The organism is Segniliparus rotundus DSM 44985, assembly GCF_000092825.1.
Lineage (GTDB): Bacteria > Actinomycetota > Actinomycetes > Mycobacteriales > Mycobacteriaceae > Segniliparus > Segniliparus rotundus.
In genome coordinates this window covers 2,534,110-2,549,562 of the sequence record NC_014168.1, presented here as the reverse complement: position 1 = coordinate 2,549,562, position 15,453 = coordinate 2,534,110, and the positions used below count along the sequence as shown (strand labels likewise).

Sequence of the window (15,453 nt, the reverse complement as noted above, 5' to 3'; positions counted from 1 at the left end):
TGAGGGTTGCAGACGAATGCGAGAAGCGAGGAAAAAGAAATGACCACGGAAGGGTTTATCCGAAAAGCGCGGATCGCGCAGCCTCGCATGCCCGGCGGAGAGATCAACCTCCAACCGCCGCCGGAAGTCTCTCGCAGCATTCCTGGCGGACTGATGCAGAAGCTCATGCCTGTGGTCATGGTCGTCGCCATGATCGGCATGATGTCCATGATGGTCGCCACCGGCCGCAGGCAGCTCTCGCCGCAAATGTTCATCTTCCCTTTGATGATGCTCATGTCCATGGCGGGCATGTCGGTCCACGGCGGCGGGCGGGCTTCGAAATCGGCGGAGCTCAACGAAGAGCGCAAAGACTACTTGCGCTACCTCGTCCAGACCCGCGACGAAGTGCACGAAACCGCGATTGCCCAGCGCAAGTCCACGACCTGGTCGCAGCCCGACCCGTCACGGCTTATCACCCTGATCGGCACGCGCCGTATGTGGGAGCGCCGGACCAACGACGCCGACTTCTGCCATGTGCGCCTTGGCCTGGGCAGCCAGCGGCTCGCCTCCCGGTTGATGGCTCCCCAGACCGCCCCCCTCGAAGACCTTGAGCCGGTCACCTCTGTCGCTTTGCGCCGGTTTGTGCGCACACACTCCGTGGTGCACGATATGCCGACGGCCGTGTCGCTGCGCGGTTTCCCCTGCATCGGGTTCGACGGCGACCGCAGTGAAGTGCGGTCCCTGATCCGCTCTTTAATCATGCAGATCTGCACTTTCCACGGTCCAGACCATGTGCTCGTCGCGATCATCACCTCAGACGTCGAGGGCGAGGCATGGTCCTGGGCCAAGTGGCTGCCCCACTGCCAGCATCCGACTGAGCGCGACGGGCTCGGTCCAGTGCGGATGATCTACGACTCGCTGCACGACTTCGAGACTTCGATGCCGGACCTCAGCGAGCGGGGCCGTTTCGCCCGGAGCGCCCCCGTGATGGCTGGCCGGCAACAGATCCTCCTGGTCTTGGACGACGGCTATGTCTCCGGCGACGAGAAGTGCGTCTCCGACGCTGGTCTTGATTCCGTGACCGTGATCGACGTCTGCCCAGGAAGCAACAGCTTGTCCCGCCGCGGCCTGCAGCTCGCGGTCGAGAACGGCGCCGTGGGCGCGCAGGCCGCGAACGGCCTTGAGGAATTCGCGAAGGCGGACAACGCCTCCGTGGCCGAGGCCGAAGTGTTCGCCCGCCGCATGTCGCGCTACCGCACCGCGACGGCGGCGCAGATGCTGAGCTTGGAGCAAGAGACCACCACAGTCTCCGATCCCGGGTTGATGCCGCTGCTCGGCATCCACGACGCTGGCAGCTTGGACCCCAATGTCACATGGCGGCCGCGTTCCTCGCGCGAACGTTTGCGGGTCCCCATCGGACTGGCCGCAGACGGCTCGCCGCTGGAGATCGACATCAAAGAGGCAGCAGAGTTCGGCATGGGCCCGCATGGGCTGTGCATCGGCGCGACTGGTTCCGGCAAGTCGGAATTCCTCCGCACCCTGGTGCTGTCCATGATTATCACGCACTCGGCAGACTCCTTGAACCTCGTCCTCGTGGACTTCAAAGGTGGTGCGACCTTCCTCGGCCTGGACACCGCGCCCCAGGTCGCGGCGGTCATCACGAACCTTGAAGAAGAGGGCGACCTGGTCGACCGCATGGGCGACGCCATCAAGGGCGAGATGAACCGCCGTCAGGAGCTGTTGCGTTCTGCGGGCAACTTCGTGAACGTCGCGTTCTACGAGGCCGCCCGTATGAACGGAGCCACCAACGCCCAGACCGGGCTGCCGCTCGACCCGTTCCCCGCCCTGTTCATCGTGGTGGACGAGTTCTCCGAGCTCCTGAGCCAGCGCCCGGACTTCGCGGACCTGTTCGTCATGGTCGGCCGTCTTGGCCGAAGCTTGCGAGTCCACTTGCTCTTGGCCAGCCAGAGGCTGGAAGAGGGCAAACTCAAGGGCCTCGACAGCCACTTATCGTACCGGATCGGTTTGAAGACCTTCTCCGCCGCGGAGTCCAGGACCGTTCTTGGCGTGCCTGACGCGTACCACCTTCCGGCGATCCCTGGCTCCGGCTTCCTCAAATGCGACTCGGATGAGCCGAGGAGGTTCAACGCCTCCTACGTCTCTGGCCCGTACGTGCCCAAACGCGGCGGCCCGAAAACGGTCGAAGTCGCCAAGAGCGTCTACGGCGACGTGCGCCCGAAAATGTTCACCGCCGCAGAGGTCCCTGTCGAGCTGCCCCCCGAGCCGGAAGTCCTCGAGCTGGAAGAGCCCGAGGACGAAACGGTCGACGAGTCGCACCTGATGAAGGACGGCAAGCGGATCACCCTGTTGGAGATGTGCGTCAGCCGTTTGGTGGGCCACGGCAGCCTGGCCCACGAGGTGTGGCTGCCCCCGCTCAACGAGTCGCCCACCGTGGACATGTTGCTCCCGCAGGACTTCGATTGGCGGGACGACAGCAAACGCTTCGGGAATCTGGTCATCCCCATCGGGACAGTCGACCGTCCCTACGACCAGCGCCGCGACAACCTGTACATCGATGTGTCCGGCGCGGCCGGAAACGTCGCGATCGTCGGCGGCCCCCAGAGCGGCAAGTCGAACGCCCTGCAAACCCTGATTATGTCGGCTTCGGTCCTGCACACCCCGGAGCAAGTGCAGTTCTACTGCCTCGACTTCGGCGGCGGCAAGCTCTCAGGTCTTGCGAATTTGCCGCATGTCGGCTCGGTCGCGACCCGCCTCGAGCCGGACAGGGTCCGGCGCACCATCGCGGAAATGCTCACGCTGATCCGACAGCGCGAGGAACGTTTCCGCGCGCTCGGCATCGACTCCATGCGCGAATTCCGCCGCCGCAAAACTGCGGCGTTGGCTGCGCCCCCGGGCACGCCCGACCCGCTTGCCGATGACAAGTTCGGCGATGTCTTCCTCATCATTGATGGTTGGGCCGCCGCGAAAGACGAGGACGAAAGCCTCCAGCCGAAAGTCCAGTCCTTGGCGACGCAGGGCCTGTCCTACGGTGTGCACCTCATCCTCGCCACCAACCGGTGGGCGGACATCCGCGCCGCGATCAAAGACGCCATCGGCACCCGCGTCGAGCTCCGCCTCGGCGACCCGATGGAGTCCGAGATGGGCAAACAGGTCGCGAAGGTGGTCCCGAAGAACAAACCGGGACGAGGGGTGAACGTCGAACAACTGCACATGCTCATCGGGCTGCCCCGGATGGACTCGCAGACGACCGACGAGAACATCTCTGAGGCGGTGCGCTCCTCCGTGGAGGAGATCAAAGCTGTGAGCAAGCCGGGCGCCTTTGCGCCGGAAGTGCGCATGCTTCCAGAACAGGTCCATCGCGACAGCCTGCTCGGGCAGATCCCGGCCGCAGACCGCACGCCGACGAAAGCGCTCATCGGCATCAACGAGAACGAGTTGGCCCCCGTCTTCATCGATTTCAACAGCCAGCAGCATTTCATGGCATTCGCCGACCCCGAGTGCGGCAAAACGACACTGCTGCGCAACATCGTCGCCAGCATCATGGAGAACAACACTCCGGACCAGGCGAAGATCCTTCTTCTGGACTATCGCCGCACCATGCTGGGAGTCGTCTCCGACGAGTACCTCATCACATACTGTTCGAGCATCGACCAGACCAAAGCAGTCGTTGGCGCGATGGCGAACAAGTTGAAGGAGCGCCTGCCTGGCGTCGGCGTCACCCAGCAACAGCTGCGCGACCGCTCATGGTGGAGCGGCGCGGAGTACTACATCATCGTGGACGATTACGACTTGGTGGCCACGAACCCGAACCCGTTGCTTCCCTTGGTCGACTACCTCGGCCAAGGCAAAGACGTCGGCCTGCACCTGATCGTCACTCGCCGCTCCGGCGGCGTCGGCCGGGCCATCTACGACCCGGTCCTCGGCCGGCTCAAGGATCTCACCACCGACGCTTTGCTCATGAGCGGCAACAAAGACGAAGGCGCGGTGCTCGCTGGCATCAAGATGTCCGCCATGCCGCCTGGACGAGGCACGTACATCACCCGCGCGGGCGGCAACCAGCTCATTCAGATCGCGTATCTGCCGCCGATTTAACCCGGTTGCCCACGCGCGCGGGGTAGAGTTGCGCGAAATTCGCGCCCCTGCGGCCTGGGCGAGCCCAGACCGCCGAACTGGAACGGAAACACCTATGACCCAAGCCCCCGAACAGCACATCGCATACGCCCAGCCGGGTCAGCCTCAACCGCCTCGCCAGGCTGGTCCGCCTCCTTCGAACGTCGGCTGGGCGGTCGCTTCGGTGGTGTGCTTCTTCCCGTTCGCTTTCGTCGCTTTCACGCACGCGCTCAACGTCTTCCCGCTCTGGGCGCAGGGCGATCAGCAGGGCGCGCAGGAGGCTTCGGGCAAGGCGAAGTTCTGGGGCTGGTTCTCCATCGGCGCGTGTGTCGTCTCGACGTTGCTCTTCCTTTTGCTGTGGCTCGTTTTGCACCTGGTGAAGGCCCGGTAAGAGGCTGTTCTTCCGGTCGGTCCGCCCCCTTCGCGCTGCGCGCGCCAGGGAGCTATGCTGGGCGGGCGAAAGTTTTTTCAAAGGAGGGCGGCGAGCATGACAGAGCTGGTGTCGCAGTTGACCAGCATTCCCGCAGGGGAGGAGTTCGACCACTTTGGCCCGGAGACCGGCAGGTGGCTGTACCCCAAAGGAGTGTCGTTCGCGGCGCGCTCCCTTCCCCCGGAGAGCCTGCTCGAACCGTATCAGACGTACACCGCGACCGGCGAGGACTTGTTGCCCGGATGGTGGCTTGAGGAGTCCCGTGCCGTCCCGTGGTTCGGCCAGCCCGGCGGCGGGGTCCAATACCAAATCGTCGCGCCGCCGGGCGAGTTGCCCTGCGTGGAGAGCCTTGTGCTCATGGGAGTTCTCGAGCCGGGGAGCTGGAAATGACGAATCCGAATTTCTTTCCTGAGCCATTGCGTCAGATCGTCGCGTACTGGGATTACTGGGAGCAGGTCGCCGCAGCGGCCCGCAGCGCGCGGGTCGAGGCCATCGCTCAGACCGGCAGGGCAGTGCCGGCCGCCACGATGCCCACCGGGCCCCGCATGTCTCCCACGGGGGAGTTCGGCCTCTTCACCCCGCAGATCGTGTACATCCTCGCGCAGACTCCGAACGGCTATCGGATCGACGTCCAGGACCGAGGCGACCGCAGCCCATGGGCGGAAATCAGCGACTTCTACGATGTGGAGAAATTCTTCATCTGGCGGATCGGCGACATGGTGCGCCGGGAGTACGGCCTCAGGCCGCTGTCCGCTGTGTTCTACGAAGTCGGATGGCAGGTCGGCATTCGGGCAGAAGCCGTCGACCCGGACAACTCGCGCCTTGTCCGTTTGTACTTGGAAGACGACCCGCAGCCGAGAGCGCTGCTCGGCCTCGCGGCTGCGATCCCCTTCAGCCATGTTCTGCAGCTCGGCCTTGACGAGCTGCACCAACATCTGCACGCTCGGATTCCCCCGCAGGCATTCTCCGAGGCGGCGGCGGACGCCGGGGCGGTTCCGGCGAGTTAACCGTCCAGCGGGCAGCTGATTTCGGGCGCGCTTTCCCGAGGCCAGGAGCGATGCGGCGAAGACGACAGCCCCGGCGAGGAACCAAGGGCTTCGCGGTGCCCACGGGACGCAGGCGAGTGCTGCGGCGATGCCCGCCATGACAACTGTCCGGAAAACCGGGTCAGGCTCCCGTGCCGAAGATCGCCCCGCACGAGCTGCGGCACACCGCAGCCTCCCTCGCGGTCTCCGCCGGGGCGAACGTGAAGGCGCTGCAGCGGATGCTCGGCCACGCGAAGGCATCGCAGACCCTCGACCGCTACGCCGACCTCTTCGACGACGACCTCGACCAAGTGGCCGACCGGCTCGACGTGGTCGCGTTCCCCGGAGTCCCCGAGCCGGAGGATCCCGCCAAGCTGTGTCCAAAATGTGTCCACGGGCGTCAACAGAAGGCCCACAAACCGCGCCTACCGAAAAAACATGCCGCTTGAACAGTTATTATAGTGTGACCCCGAGAGGAATCGAACCTCCGACACAGGGTTTAGGAAACCCTTGCTCTATCCACTGAGCTACGGGGCCGGGGACTGGACCGTTTCGTGGACTGAAATCGGGAGCCAGTCGGGCGGTGTTTGAGTATACGGGGTTCCCTCAACTCGCGGAAACGCAAAAAGGCTCGTGGCCCCCTCCGATCTTGGAAGGGGCCACGAGCTGGGCTCTCTTTTCGGTTACAGGAGGCCGTGAGCCTCAGCTCGCTTCTTCTGTGATGCCGGGGCTCGGCGCGGGTTAAGCGCTGGGCTGCTGTGGCTGTCGTCGGGCGGCGCGGAGCGCCAGGACGTTTCTTGCCAGCATGTGGCCGATCATGACGAGGAGCTGCCGGTCCGCTGTCTTGGCGATCATGCTGCCGCCGTAGAGGGTGCGGTCGAGGGTGTTGTTCCACGATTCGGCCTCTGCTCGGAAGCCGTAGTTGCTCTGTTAGACGGCACTGCGGGGGGCGTGCTGACGAACGCGTTCGGCTCGTTTAAACCCGGTGCGCTGGTCCTCGTCGGTGGCGTCGACGCGGACGCGCCTCGTCGTGCCGCAGGAGAGTTCGACCTCCTGGTACCACCGGTACGCCTTGGGGATGCTCTGGTTGCGCCGTTTGACGAGTCGCTTCACAGGTAGCGGGACGATGTGCTGCTCCCTGGTGTCCATGACCTGGGTCTCGCAGATCTGCCTGTCCGTGGTCTCCAGGCGGTGTATTCCGCCGCACGGGCAGTCTTTGACCAGTTCGAGGGGCATACGTGCGGCGGCGGTTTGGTGGACCGGGGGAGAGCGCGCCCAGTCGTTTGCCGATCCGCGCGTGGGCCTGGGTCTGCGACAGCCCTGGCTCCTCCTCGTGCGCCTCCCACGCCATGCTCGCCGCACGCTCACGCAACTCGGGCCGGTACCGCTTCGGCGCAGGCCGCTTCGGTTGTGTTGACATGACTCCCAACCTTCCGGGGGAACATGCCCTCCACTAAACCCGGTGCGGTTCACATCGACAGCTTCGACCGTCTTTGACGACGTCGCGGACGAGCGGGACGCCCGGCCGGTACGCGAGGTGGATGTGAGAGGGGGCGGCGAGCTGGACGAAGTCCGCGCGCTTGCCTGGCGAGAGCCCCCCGATGTCGTCGCGGCGCAGCGCTTTGGCTCCCCCGGCCGTGGCCGCCCACACAGCCTCGGCCGGAGTCAGGCGCATGTCGCGCACCGCGAGGGCGATGCAGAAGGCCATGCTGGAGGTGTAGGAGCTGCCCGGGTTGCAGTCGGTTGCGAGCGCGACGACGACACCTGCGTCGATGAGCCTCCGACCGTCCGGCCACGGGGCCCGCGTTGAGAATTCCGCTCCGGGCAGGAGCGTGGCGACCGTGGTGTCTGAGGCTGCGGCGAGCGCCTGGACGTCGAGGTCGCTGGTGTGGGTGCAATGGTCCACCGAAGCCGCTCGCAGCTCCACGGCGAGCCGGACCCCGCCCCCGTGCGCGAGCTGTCCGGCGTGCAGCCGGGGGAGCAGCCCGGCCTGGGCTCCCGCTTCGAGGATGAACCGGGTTTCATCGATGTCAAAGGCGCCCCTGTCGCAGAAGACGTCGATCCAGCGCGCGTGGGGCGCGCACGCGGCGAGCATGTCGCCTGCGACGAGCCGGACATAGCCGTCGCGGTCGCCCCGGTGTTCCGCCGGGACGACGTGCGCGCCGAGGAAGGTGGTTTCGGGGGTGAACTGCCGCGCAATCCGGAGCGACCGGACTTCGTGCTCGATGGCGAGCCCGTAGCCGCTTTTGGTCTCGAACGTGGTGACTCCGCCACGGTGCAGCTCCGCCGCGAGCCTGTCGACGTTGTCCGCCAGCACGGAGTCATCCGCTGCGCGGGTGGCCGCGACAGTGGTCGCGATGCCGCCGCCGTCGTACTCCTCGCCGCTCATCCGGGCGGCGAACTCCGCGGACCGGTCCCCGGCGAAAACCAAATGGGCGTGGCTGTCCACGAAGCCGGGGATAACGCAGGCCCCTTCGACGTCGACCCGACGGTCCGCGTCGGGGGCGCACGCCTGCGGGCCGACCCAGAGAACGCGTCCGCCAGAGGTGACGAGCGCAGCGTCATGCAGAATGCCGAGCGCGCTCCCGTCGCCCTGCTCCGGGTCGTTGGTGACGAGTTCGCCGATGTTCTCGTAGACGACGCTCACTGAGAGCCTCCCCCGCCGATGACCGCCCCGATCGCGTCGGCGAGCGCTCGTGGCACGTCTGGCACAGCGGTGTGCCGCCGGTCCTGCACGACGAACCGCCCGTCGACGACGACATCGGTGACGTCCCCGGCAGTCGCGGCGAAGACGACGTTCTCCACCGTGGCTCCGCCGCCCGCCGTGCGTGCCGAGCCCATGTCCACCGCGACCAGATCCGCCCGGGCGCCTGCTCGGATCTGCCCCGCGTCGCTCCACCCCAGGGACTGTTGCCCCTCGATCGTCGCGGCTCTGAGCAGGCGGCTCGCCGTGATCAACCCCCGCTCCTGGCGGGCGAGCCGTTCGTCGAGCTCGACAGCGCGGGCCTCCTCGAACATATCGATGACGGCGTGACTGTCCGAGCCGAGGCTGAACGATCCGGATCCCGCGAGCAACGCAGAAGCGGGCCCGATGCCGTCGCCGAGATCGCGTTCGGTCGTGGGGCAGAAGCACACCCCGGTGGCGCTCTGGTCGATGGCCGCCAGATCGTCGGCTGCGAGATGGGTGGCGTGGACCAAAGTGGTCCTCGGCCCGAGCGCCCCCGCATCGCGCAAGAGCGCGATCGGCGTGCGCCCGTGGACGGCGAGGCATTGCTCGACCTCGCCGACCTGCTCGCAACAATGGACGTGGAGCGGCGCGCGGCGCGCGGCGGCCCACTCCACCACTGCTGGCATCTGCGACACGGGCACGCCGCGCACCGAGTGCAACGCCGCCCCGACCAGCGCCCCCGGTTGGTCGCCGACCTGTTTGTGGAGCGCTTCGACGCGTTCTGCCCATGCGTCCCCGCTCCCGTCGCCGAACCGCTGCTGCGTGCCTTCGGCCAGCGGCGAGCCGTCGACGGCGGAGCTGAGATAGCAGGCGTCGAGCAACGTGATCCGGACGCCCGCCTCAGACGCTGCGGCGATCAGCGCCAGGCCCATCTCGTTCGGTTCGGCGTACGGGGCGCCGCCCATGTCGTGGTGCAGATAGTGGAACTCGCCCACGGACGTGATCCCGGCCAAGGCCATCTCGGCGTACACCGCGCGCGCCAGATCCCGGTACAGATCCGGAGTCAGGCGGGCCGCAACTTCGTACATGAGCTCGCGCCAGGTCCAGAACGATCCTCGGTCTCGTTGCGTGCGCGAGCGAAGCGCCCGGTGGAACGCATGCGAGTGGGTGTTCGCCAAACCCGGCACGACCAAACCTCGCAGCACGCCGCTGGCGCTGGTCGGAGCGACGCCGGCCTCGACCGAAGCGATGCGCCCGTCCGTTGTGGAGACGAGCACCCCGTCGGCAACGCCGCTGTCGAGCAACGCGTGCTCGCACCACCAGACCGCTTCGCCCGTCGCGCTCACCAGCTCGTCCAATCAGCCATCACTGCCGCCAGAGCTTCCGCGCCGACCCGGCAGTCGCTGAGTTCGGCGTGCTCCAACGGAGAATGCGACACTCCGCTCGGGTTGCGGACGAAAAGCATCGCGGTCGGCACCGTGCCCGACAAGACGCCCGCGTCGTGCCCGGCGGCGGTGGACAACACCGGGACATCGCCCAAATACGCCAGCGACTGCTGGACCTTCGCGCGCACTTCCGCGGAGAAGTCGACGACAGGGGTGACCGACTCGGCGTGCACCGACACGCTGAGCCCGCTCTCCCCGCAGTCACGGTCGGCATGCGCGGTGATCGATTCGACCAGCGACAACAGCGTCGCCTCGTCAGCCGCGCGTGCGTCGAGCCAAGCCCGGACCTGCGACGGGATGGCATTCGCGCCATTCGGGGTCACCAACACCTTGCCGAACGTCGCCACCGCGTCGTGGGCGGCCGCTCGCGCACGAGCGGCGTGCACCGCGGTGGCGAACGCCAGCATCGGATCGCGGCGGTCGGCCAGCCGCGTCGTGCCCGCGTGGTTCGCCTCTCCGCAGAAATCGAACCGCCAGCGCCCGTGGGGCCAGATGGCCGACGCGAGGCCGATCGGCCTGCCCAGCAGGTCCAAAGCGCGCCCCTGCTCGACATGCAACTCCACGTACACGCCGACCTTGTCGGCCAGATCCTCGTCGCGGCCGACGTGGTTCGGATCGCGGCCTGCCTTCTTGATCGCCTCGGCCAAGGTGACACCGTCGCCGTCGCGCAGATTCAGCGCTTTTTCCGGGGGCAGCGCCCCGGTCGAGAGTTTCGAGCCGACGCAGGCGACCCCGAACCTCGCGCCCTCCTCGTCGGCGAACGCGACGACGGCGACGGCGACCTTCGGCTCGACCCCGCGCGCTTTGAGGATGTCGATCGCGGCGAATGCCGACACGATCCCCAACGGCCCGTCGAACGCTCCTCCGCCCGGCACCGAGTCGAGGTGGGATCCGGTGACGAACGCGCCTTTGGGATCTCCCGACCAAAGCCGGGGGCGCCACCACGCCCACACGTTGCCGTTGCGGTCCTCCTCGACGTCCATGCCCCGGTCGGCGGCGCAGCCGGCGAACCATTCGCGCAAGACGAGGTCCTCCGTGGTCCACGCGAAGCGGTTGTACCCGCCGCACGCCGGGTCCTTGCCCACGTCCAGGGTCGATTCCCACAGCGAGTCGAACGTGCTCATGCGCCCTCGCGCATCGGAATCCGCACGCCGCGCTCGGCGGCGACCTGCGCCGCGTACGGGTATCCGGCGTCCACGTGGCGGATGACGCCCATGCCGGGGTCGTTGGTCAACACCCGTTCGAGCTTCTGCGCGGCGAGCTCGGTGCCGTCGGCGACGCACACCTGGCCCGCGTGGATCGAGCGGCCGATCCCGACGCCGCCGCCGTGATGGATGGAGACCCAGGAAGCCCCCGAGGACGTGTTGACGAGCGCGTTGAGCAACGGCCAGTCGGCGATGGCGTCCGAGCCGTCCGCCATGGCCTCGGTCTCCCGGTACGGGGAGGCCACCGACCCGGAGTCGAGGTGGTCGCGTCCGATGACGATCGGCGCGGAGAGCTCGCCGGAGGCGACCATCTCGTTGAACTTCAGCCCAGCCTTGTGCCGCTCGCCGTAGCCGAGCCAGCAGATCCGCGCGGGCAGGCCCTGGTAGGCGACCTTCTCCTCTGCCATGGTGATCCAGCGGCGCAGGTGCTCGTTCTCCGGGAAAAGCTCGAGGATGGCGCGGTCGGTGGCCTCGATGTCCTTCGGGTCGCCCGAGAGCGCCGCCCAGCGGAACGGGCCCAGGCCCTCCTCGAACTGCGGCCGGATGTAGGCGGGCACGAACCCGGGGAAGTCGAAAGCCCGCCCGTACCCGGCTTTGCGCGCCTCGTCGCGGATGGAATTGCCGTAGTCGAAGACCTCGGCGCCCTTGTCCATGAAACCGACCATGGCCTCGACCTGTTTGGCCATCGACCCTTGCGCTTGTTCCGTGAAAGAGGCGGCGTCCTTCTCGGCCAGCTTCTTCATGTCTTCGAACGCGACGCCGCTGGGCAGGTAGGAGAGCGGGTCGTGCGCGGAGGTCTGGTCCGTCACGATGTCAATCGGAGCGTCGCGCTCGAGCAGCTCGGGGAAGACGTCCGCCGCATTGCCGACCAGGCCGACGGACAACGGCCGTTTGCTGTCTCGCGCCTCGACGGCCAGGCGCAGCGCCTCGTCGACGTCCTTCGCCTTGACATCGAGGTAGCGGTGCTCGATACGCCGGTCGATGCGGCTCTCGTCGCAGTCGACGCAGAGAGCGACGCCCTCGTTCATCGTCACCGCCAACGGCTGCGCGCCGCCCATGCCGCCGACGCCGCCGGTCAGGGTGATCGTGCCCGCGAGCGAGCCGCCGAACTTCTTCTTGGCGATGGCTCCGAAGGTCTCGAACGTGCCCTGCAGGATGCCCTGGGTTCCGATGTAGATCCACGATCCCGCCGTCATCTGGCCGTACATCATCAAACCCGCCGCCTCGAGCTCTCGGAACTTCTCCCAGCTCGCCCAGTCGCCGACCAGGTTGGAGTTCGCGATCAGCACTCGGGGGGCCCAGACGTTGGTGCGGAAGACTCCGACCGGCTTGCCCGACTGCACGAGCAGGGTCTCGTCGTCCTCGAGCTCTCGCAACGTGCGCACGATCGCGTCGAACGCGGGCCAGTTGCGCGCCGCGCGCCCGGTCCCGCCGTAGACCACGAGGTCTTCGGGATGCTCGGCGACCTCGGGGTCGAGGTTGTTCATCAGCATGCGCAAGGCGGCTTCTTGCTGCCAGCCTTTGCACGACAGCTCGGTTCCTCGGGCGGCGCGGACAGCACGGGGGCTGGGGTCGGAAACCATGTCGGTCGGATCCTTGCTCGTTGCGATGGATTGTGTCGGAATGCCTCAAGTAGAGCAGTCGTCCACGGTCGCCGCGTGACTATTTTCATGTTATAGTCTGGCATCCGAGACAATGAGGCCAGGAGTCGACTGATCGGAGGTGGTCGGAGTGTCGAGCACATCGCCCGCGGTCGGACGAGCGTTGGACGTTCTGCTCTATTTCGCCAGCGCGCCAGGCCCGGTCGCCGGAGCCGTGCTGGCCCGAGACCTGGGAATCCCCCGCTCGTCGGCGTACCACTTGCTTGAAGTCATGGTCGAACGGGGCTTCGTGGTCCATTTGCCCGAGCAACGCGCGTACGGCCTCGGAGTGGCCGCGTTCGAGGTGGGGTCGGCGTACCTGCGGCACGAGCCGCTCGAACTGTTGGCGCGGCCCATCGTGAAACGACTGGCCGCCAACGTGCGCGAGACGACGCATCTGGGCGTGCTGCACGGCGCGGAATCGCTGTACCTCATCAAAGAGCAGCCGCCGCTCATGCGGGTTCCGGTGACCTCGGTGACCGACGTCGGCGTGCGGCTTCCCGCGCATCTCACGGCCAACGGGCGCTCGATGCTCGCGCACCTCCCCTTCTCGCAGGTCCGCGCGCTGTTCCCCGCCACGGGCTCGTTCATCGACCGCACGGGCCGGGGGCCCGCGACGTTATCGCAATTGCAGTCCCTGATCGCGGCCGAGAAGCGGCAGGGTTGGGCAGAAGAGGACGGCATGATCGCCGAAGGCCTGCAGTCGGTGGCCGCATGCGCGTTCGACCACTCGGGCAGGCCGTACGCCGCGATCAGCATCACCCGCCGCAAGGACCGCTCGAACGTCCCCCTCGAGACCCTTGTCAGCGCGGCGCGCAGGGGCGCGCAACAGCTCACGAAGGCCGTGTCCGGGCGGGCGCCCGAGGGATGGTTCGCCAGCCCGCAAGGACGGCGGGCCTCGGCACACGGCTCGTGAACGGGCCACATCTCGGATCCTAGACAATATCCCTTGATCGGGCACGCGGCTCCGCGCCGGGTCGGGTGTACTGAACCCATGAATGCCACACACGGCGCGTCCGCGACGCTCTCGACAGTCACCGTTGGAATAGGCCCCGTCAGCTTCGACGACGTGGTGGCTGTCGCACGCGACGGCGCCAGGGCGGACGTCTCCCCGGACGCGCTCGCGGCCATGGCCGCGAGCCGCGCCCTCGTCGAAGAGCTCGCCGAGCAGCCGGCCCCCGTCTACGGCGTGTCGACCGGCTTCGGCGCGCTCGCCACGAAACATATTCCCGTCGAGCAACGCGTCCAACTCCAGCACCGCTTGATCCGTTCGCACGCGGCAGGGTCCGGACCCGAGGTCGAGCAGGAGGTCGTCCGCGCGATGATGCTGCTGCGTCTGTCCACCCTCGCCACCGGCCGCACCGGGATCAGGCCCCAGACCGCTTTGGCGTACGCAGGCCTCATCTCGGCCGGACTGACGCCGGTGGTCCACGAATACGGCAGCCTCGGCTGTTCCGGCGATCTTTCCCCGCTAGCGCATGTGGCGCTCGCCTTGATCGGGGAAGGCTCTGTGCGCGACAAGGACGGCGTGCTCAAACCCGCCTCCGAGGCGATGCAAGAACACGGGCTCCGCCCGGTCGTCTTAGCCGAGAAAGAAGGGCTCGCGCTCATCAACGGCACAGACGGCATGCTCGGACAGCTCGTGCTCGCGCTGCGCGATCTCGGCGGACTCGTCCGACTCGCCGACATCGCCGCAGCGCTGAGCGTCGAGGGGCTGCTCGCCACAGACCGAGTCTTCGCCGCCGACTTGCAGCGGCTGCGCCCCCACCCCGGCCAAGCCGCCGCAGCCGCCAACATGACCCGTCTCCTTGCAGGCTCCGGGATCGTGGCCAGCCATCGCACCGGCGACTGCGCCCGTGTGCAAGACGCCTACTCATTGCGGTGCGCCCCCCAAGTCGCAGGCGCTGTCCGCGACACCATGGCCCATGCCCAGGCGGTGGCCGAGCGCGAGCTGAACAGCGCTGTCGACAATCCCGTCGTCACGCTCGACGGCCGGATCGAGTCGAACGGCAACTTCCACGGGGCGCCCGTCGCCTATGCGCTCGACTTCCTCGCCATCGTCGTGGCCGACCTCGCCAGCATCAGCGAGCGCCGGACAGACCGCTTCCTCGACATCGCCCGCAACCACGGGCTCAACCCGTTCCTCGCCGACGATCCCGGCGTCGACAGCGGCCATATGATCGCGCAATACACGCAAGCCTCGATCGTCTCCGAGCTCAAACGGCTCGCCAACCCGGCGAGCGTGGACTCGATCCCGTCGTCCGCGATGCAGGAGGACCACGTGTCCATGGGATGGTCCGCGGCGCGCAAGCTCCGCCGCGCGATCGACGGGCTGACCCGCGTGCTGGCGATCGAGGCGCTCACCGCCGCGCGCGGCGTCGACCTGCGCAAGCCTCTCGAGCCGTCGCCTGCCACCATGGCGGTCATCGCCGCCATCCGCGAGCGGGTCGACGGCCCCGGCTCAGACCGATACCTCTCGCCCGAGCTGGAGGCGGCGGTCGAACTCGCCCGTTCTGGCGCGCTCGTGCGTCGCGCCGAGAGCGTCATCGGCCCGTTGGCGTGACCCGATGGGCGTCGCGCTCTGACCAGTCCCCGCCCTTCGTCCTGCTCGTCGAGAGAGCGGATCATCTCGTCGCGGTCCGGTCGAGCCGAGCGGCGAAAAACGCCGAGGCGGACTGCAGGATCTCGTTCGCCCGCCGCAACTCCGCGTTCTCTTTGCGCAACCGGCGGATCTCCTCCTGCGCCGCACGGGCCGCCCCAGGCCGAGACCCGGATCAGACCCATTTGCGCAGCGTCTCCGAGTTCACCCCCAGCTTCGCCGCGACCTCGCGGATCGCAGCCCACTCCGACTCGTGGCTATGAGACCCTGCCCGCCATCGCGGCGAGTGCGGCATGATCCGAATGCCACCCCGTCCAAGGTGACGGGAACA

The 15,453-nt window shown here is 67.4% G+C and carries 11 protein-coding genes, 1 tRNA gene and 2 pseudogenes; 7 read left to right on the top strand and 7 right to left on the bottom strand.

What is annotated here, in order from left to right:
• The first annotated feature begins 39 nt into the window (after positions 1-39).
• The 5 genes and pseudogenes from SROT_RS12465 to SROT_RS12445 all read left to right on the top strand — a co-directional run.
• Positions 40-4,092, top strand: coding sequence for a type VII secretion protein EccC (locus tag SROT_RS12465; RefSeq protein WP_013139379.1), 4,053 nt, complete (start codon positions 40-42; stop codon positions 4,090-4,092).
• Positions 4,093-4,186: 94 nt separating this feature from the next.
• A complete protein-coding gene (locus tag SROT_RS12460; RefSeq protein WP_013139378.1) occupies positions 4,187-4,501 on the top strand; it encodes a CD225/dispanin family protein in 315 nt (104 codons plus the stop codon).
• A gap of 96 nt (positions 4,502-4,597) precedes the next feature.
• On the top strand, positions 4,598-4,930 hold the full coding sequence (locus SROT_RS12455; RefSeq protein ID WP_041407311.1) for a TNT domain-containing protein: 333 nt from the start codon (positions 4,598-4,600) through the stop codon (positions 4,928-4,930).
• Positions 4,927-5,547, top strand: a complete 621-nt coding sequence (locus SROT_RS12450) for a hypothetical protein (protein ID WP_013139377.1) — start codon at positions 4,927-4,929, stop codon at positions 5,545-5,547. Before SROT_RS12455 ends, SROT_RS12450 begins: the two co-directional genes overlap by 4 nt.
• 170 nt (positions 5,548-5,717) lie before the next feature.
• Positions 5,718-6,014, top strand: a pseudogene (locus tag SROT_RS12445) (tyrosine-type recombinase/integrase); the annotation flags it as partial.
• A 15-nt stretch (positions 6,015-6,029) separates the two neighbouring features.
• Here SROT_RS12445 and SROT_RS12440 read toward each other — a convergent pair.
• The 6 genes from SROT_RS12440 to hutU all read right to left on the bottom strand — a co-directional run bounded on the left by SROT_RS12440 (position 6,030) and on the right by hutU (position 12,466).
• Positions 6,030-6,102 (bottom strand) — tRNA-Arg (locus SROT_RS12440).
• A 393-nt stretch (positions 6,103-6,495) separates the two neighbouring features.
• Positions 6,496-6,801, bottom strand: a complete 306-nt coding sequence (locus tag SROT_RS12435) for a hypothetical protein (protein ID WP_013139376.1) — start codon at positions 6,799-6,801, stop codon at positions 6,496-6,498.
• 217 nt (positions 6,802-7,018) lie between these two features.
• Positions 7,019-8,212: an imidazolonepropionase gene (gene hutI, locus SROT_RS12430; RefSeq protein WP_013139375.1), complete on the bottom strand. Its 1,194-nt coding sequence runs from the start codon at positions 8,210-8,212 to the stop codon at positions 7,019-7,021.
• Positions 8,209-9,579 (bottom strand): formimidoylglutamate deiminase, encoded by a 1,371-nt coding sequence (locus tag SROT_RS16590; protein WP_013139374.1) that lies wholly within the window; start codon positions 9,577-9,579, stop codon positions 8,209-8,211. Before SROT_RS16590 ends, hutI begins: the two co-directional genes overlap by 4 nt.
• Entirely contained in the window at positions 9,576-10,802 is a 1,227-nt protein-coding gene (locus tag SROT_RS12420; RefSeq protein WP_013139373.1) for an allantoate amidohydrolase, read from the bottom strand. The genes SROT_RS16590 and SROT_RS12420 overlap by 4 nt, the downstream gene beginning before the upstream one ends.
• Positions 10,799-12,466, bottom strand: coding sequence for a urocanate hydratase (gene hutU / locus SROT_RS12415; protein ID WP_013139372.1), 1,668 nt, complete (start codon positions 12,464-12,466; stop codon positions 10,799-10,801). Before hutU ends, SROT_RS12420 begins: the two co-directional genes overlap by 4 nt.
• Before the next feature lie 148 nt (positions 12,467-12,614).
• Here hutU and SROT_RS12410 point away from each other — a divergent pair, with 148 nt between their 5' ends.
• Positions 12,615-13,439, top strand: coding sequence for an IclR family transcriptional regulator (locus tag SROT_RS12410; RefSeq protein WP_013139371.1), 825 nt, complete (start codon positions 12,615-12,617; stop codon positions 13,437-13,439).
• A gap of 78 nt (positions 13,440-13,517) precedes the next feature.
• The gene (gene hutH / locus SROT_RS12405) at positions 13,518-15,086 is read left to right on the top strand and encodes a histidine ammonia-lyase (protein ID WP_013139370.1); all 1,569 of its coding nucleotides are present in this window, start codon (positions 13,518-13,520) and stop codon (positions 15,084-15,086) included.
• 76 nt (positions 15,087-15,162) lie between these two features.
• On the opposite strand, the pseudogene SROT_RS17490 reads toward hutH, so the two are convergent.
• Positions 15,163-15,378: pseudogene (locus SROT_RS17490) on the bottom strand (transposase); the annotation flags it as partial.
• Between the last annotated feature and the right edge of the window lie 75 nt (positions 15,379-15,453).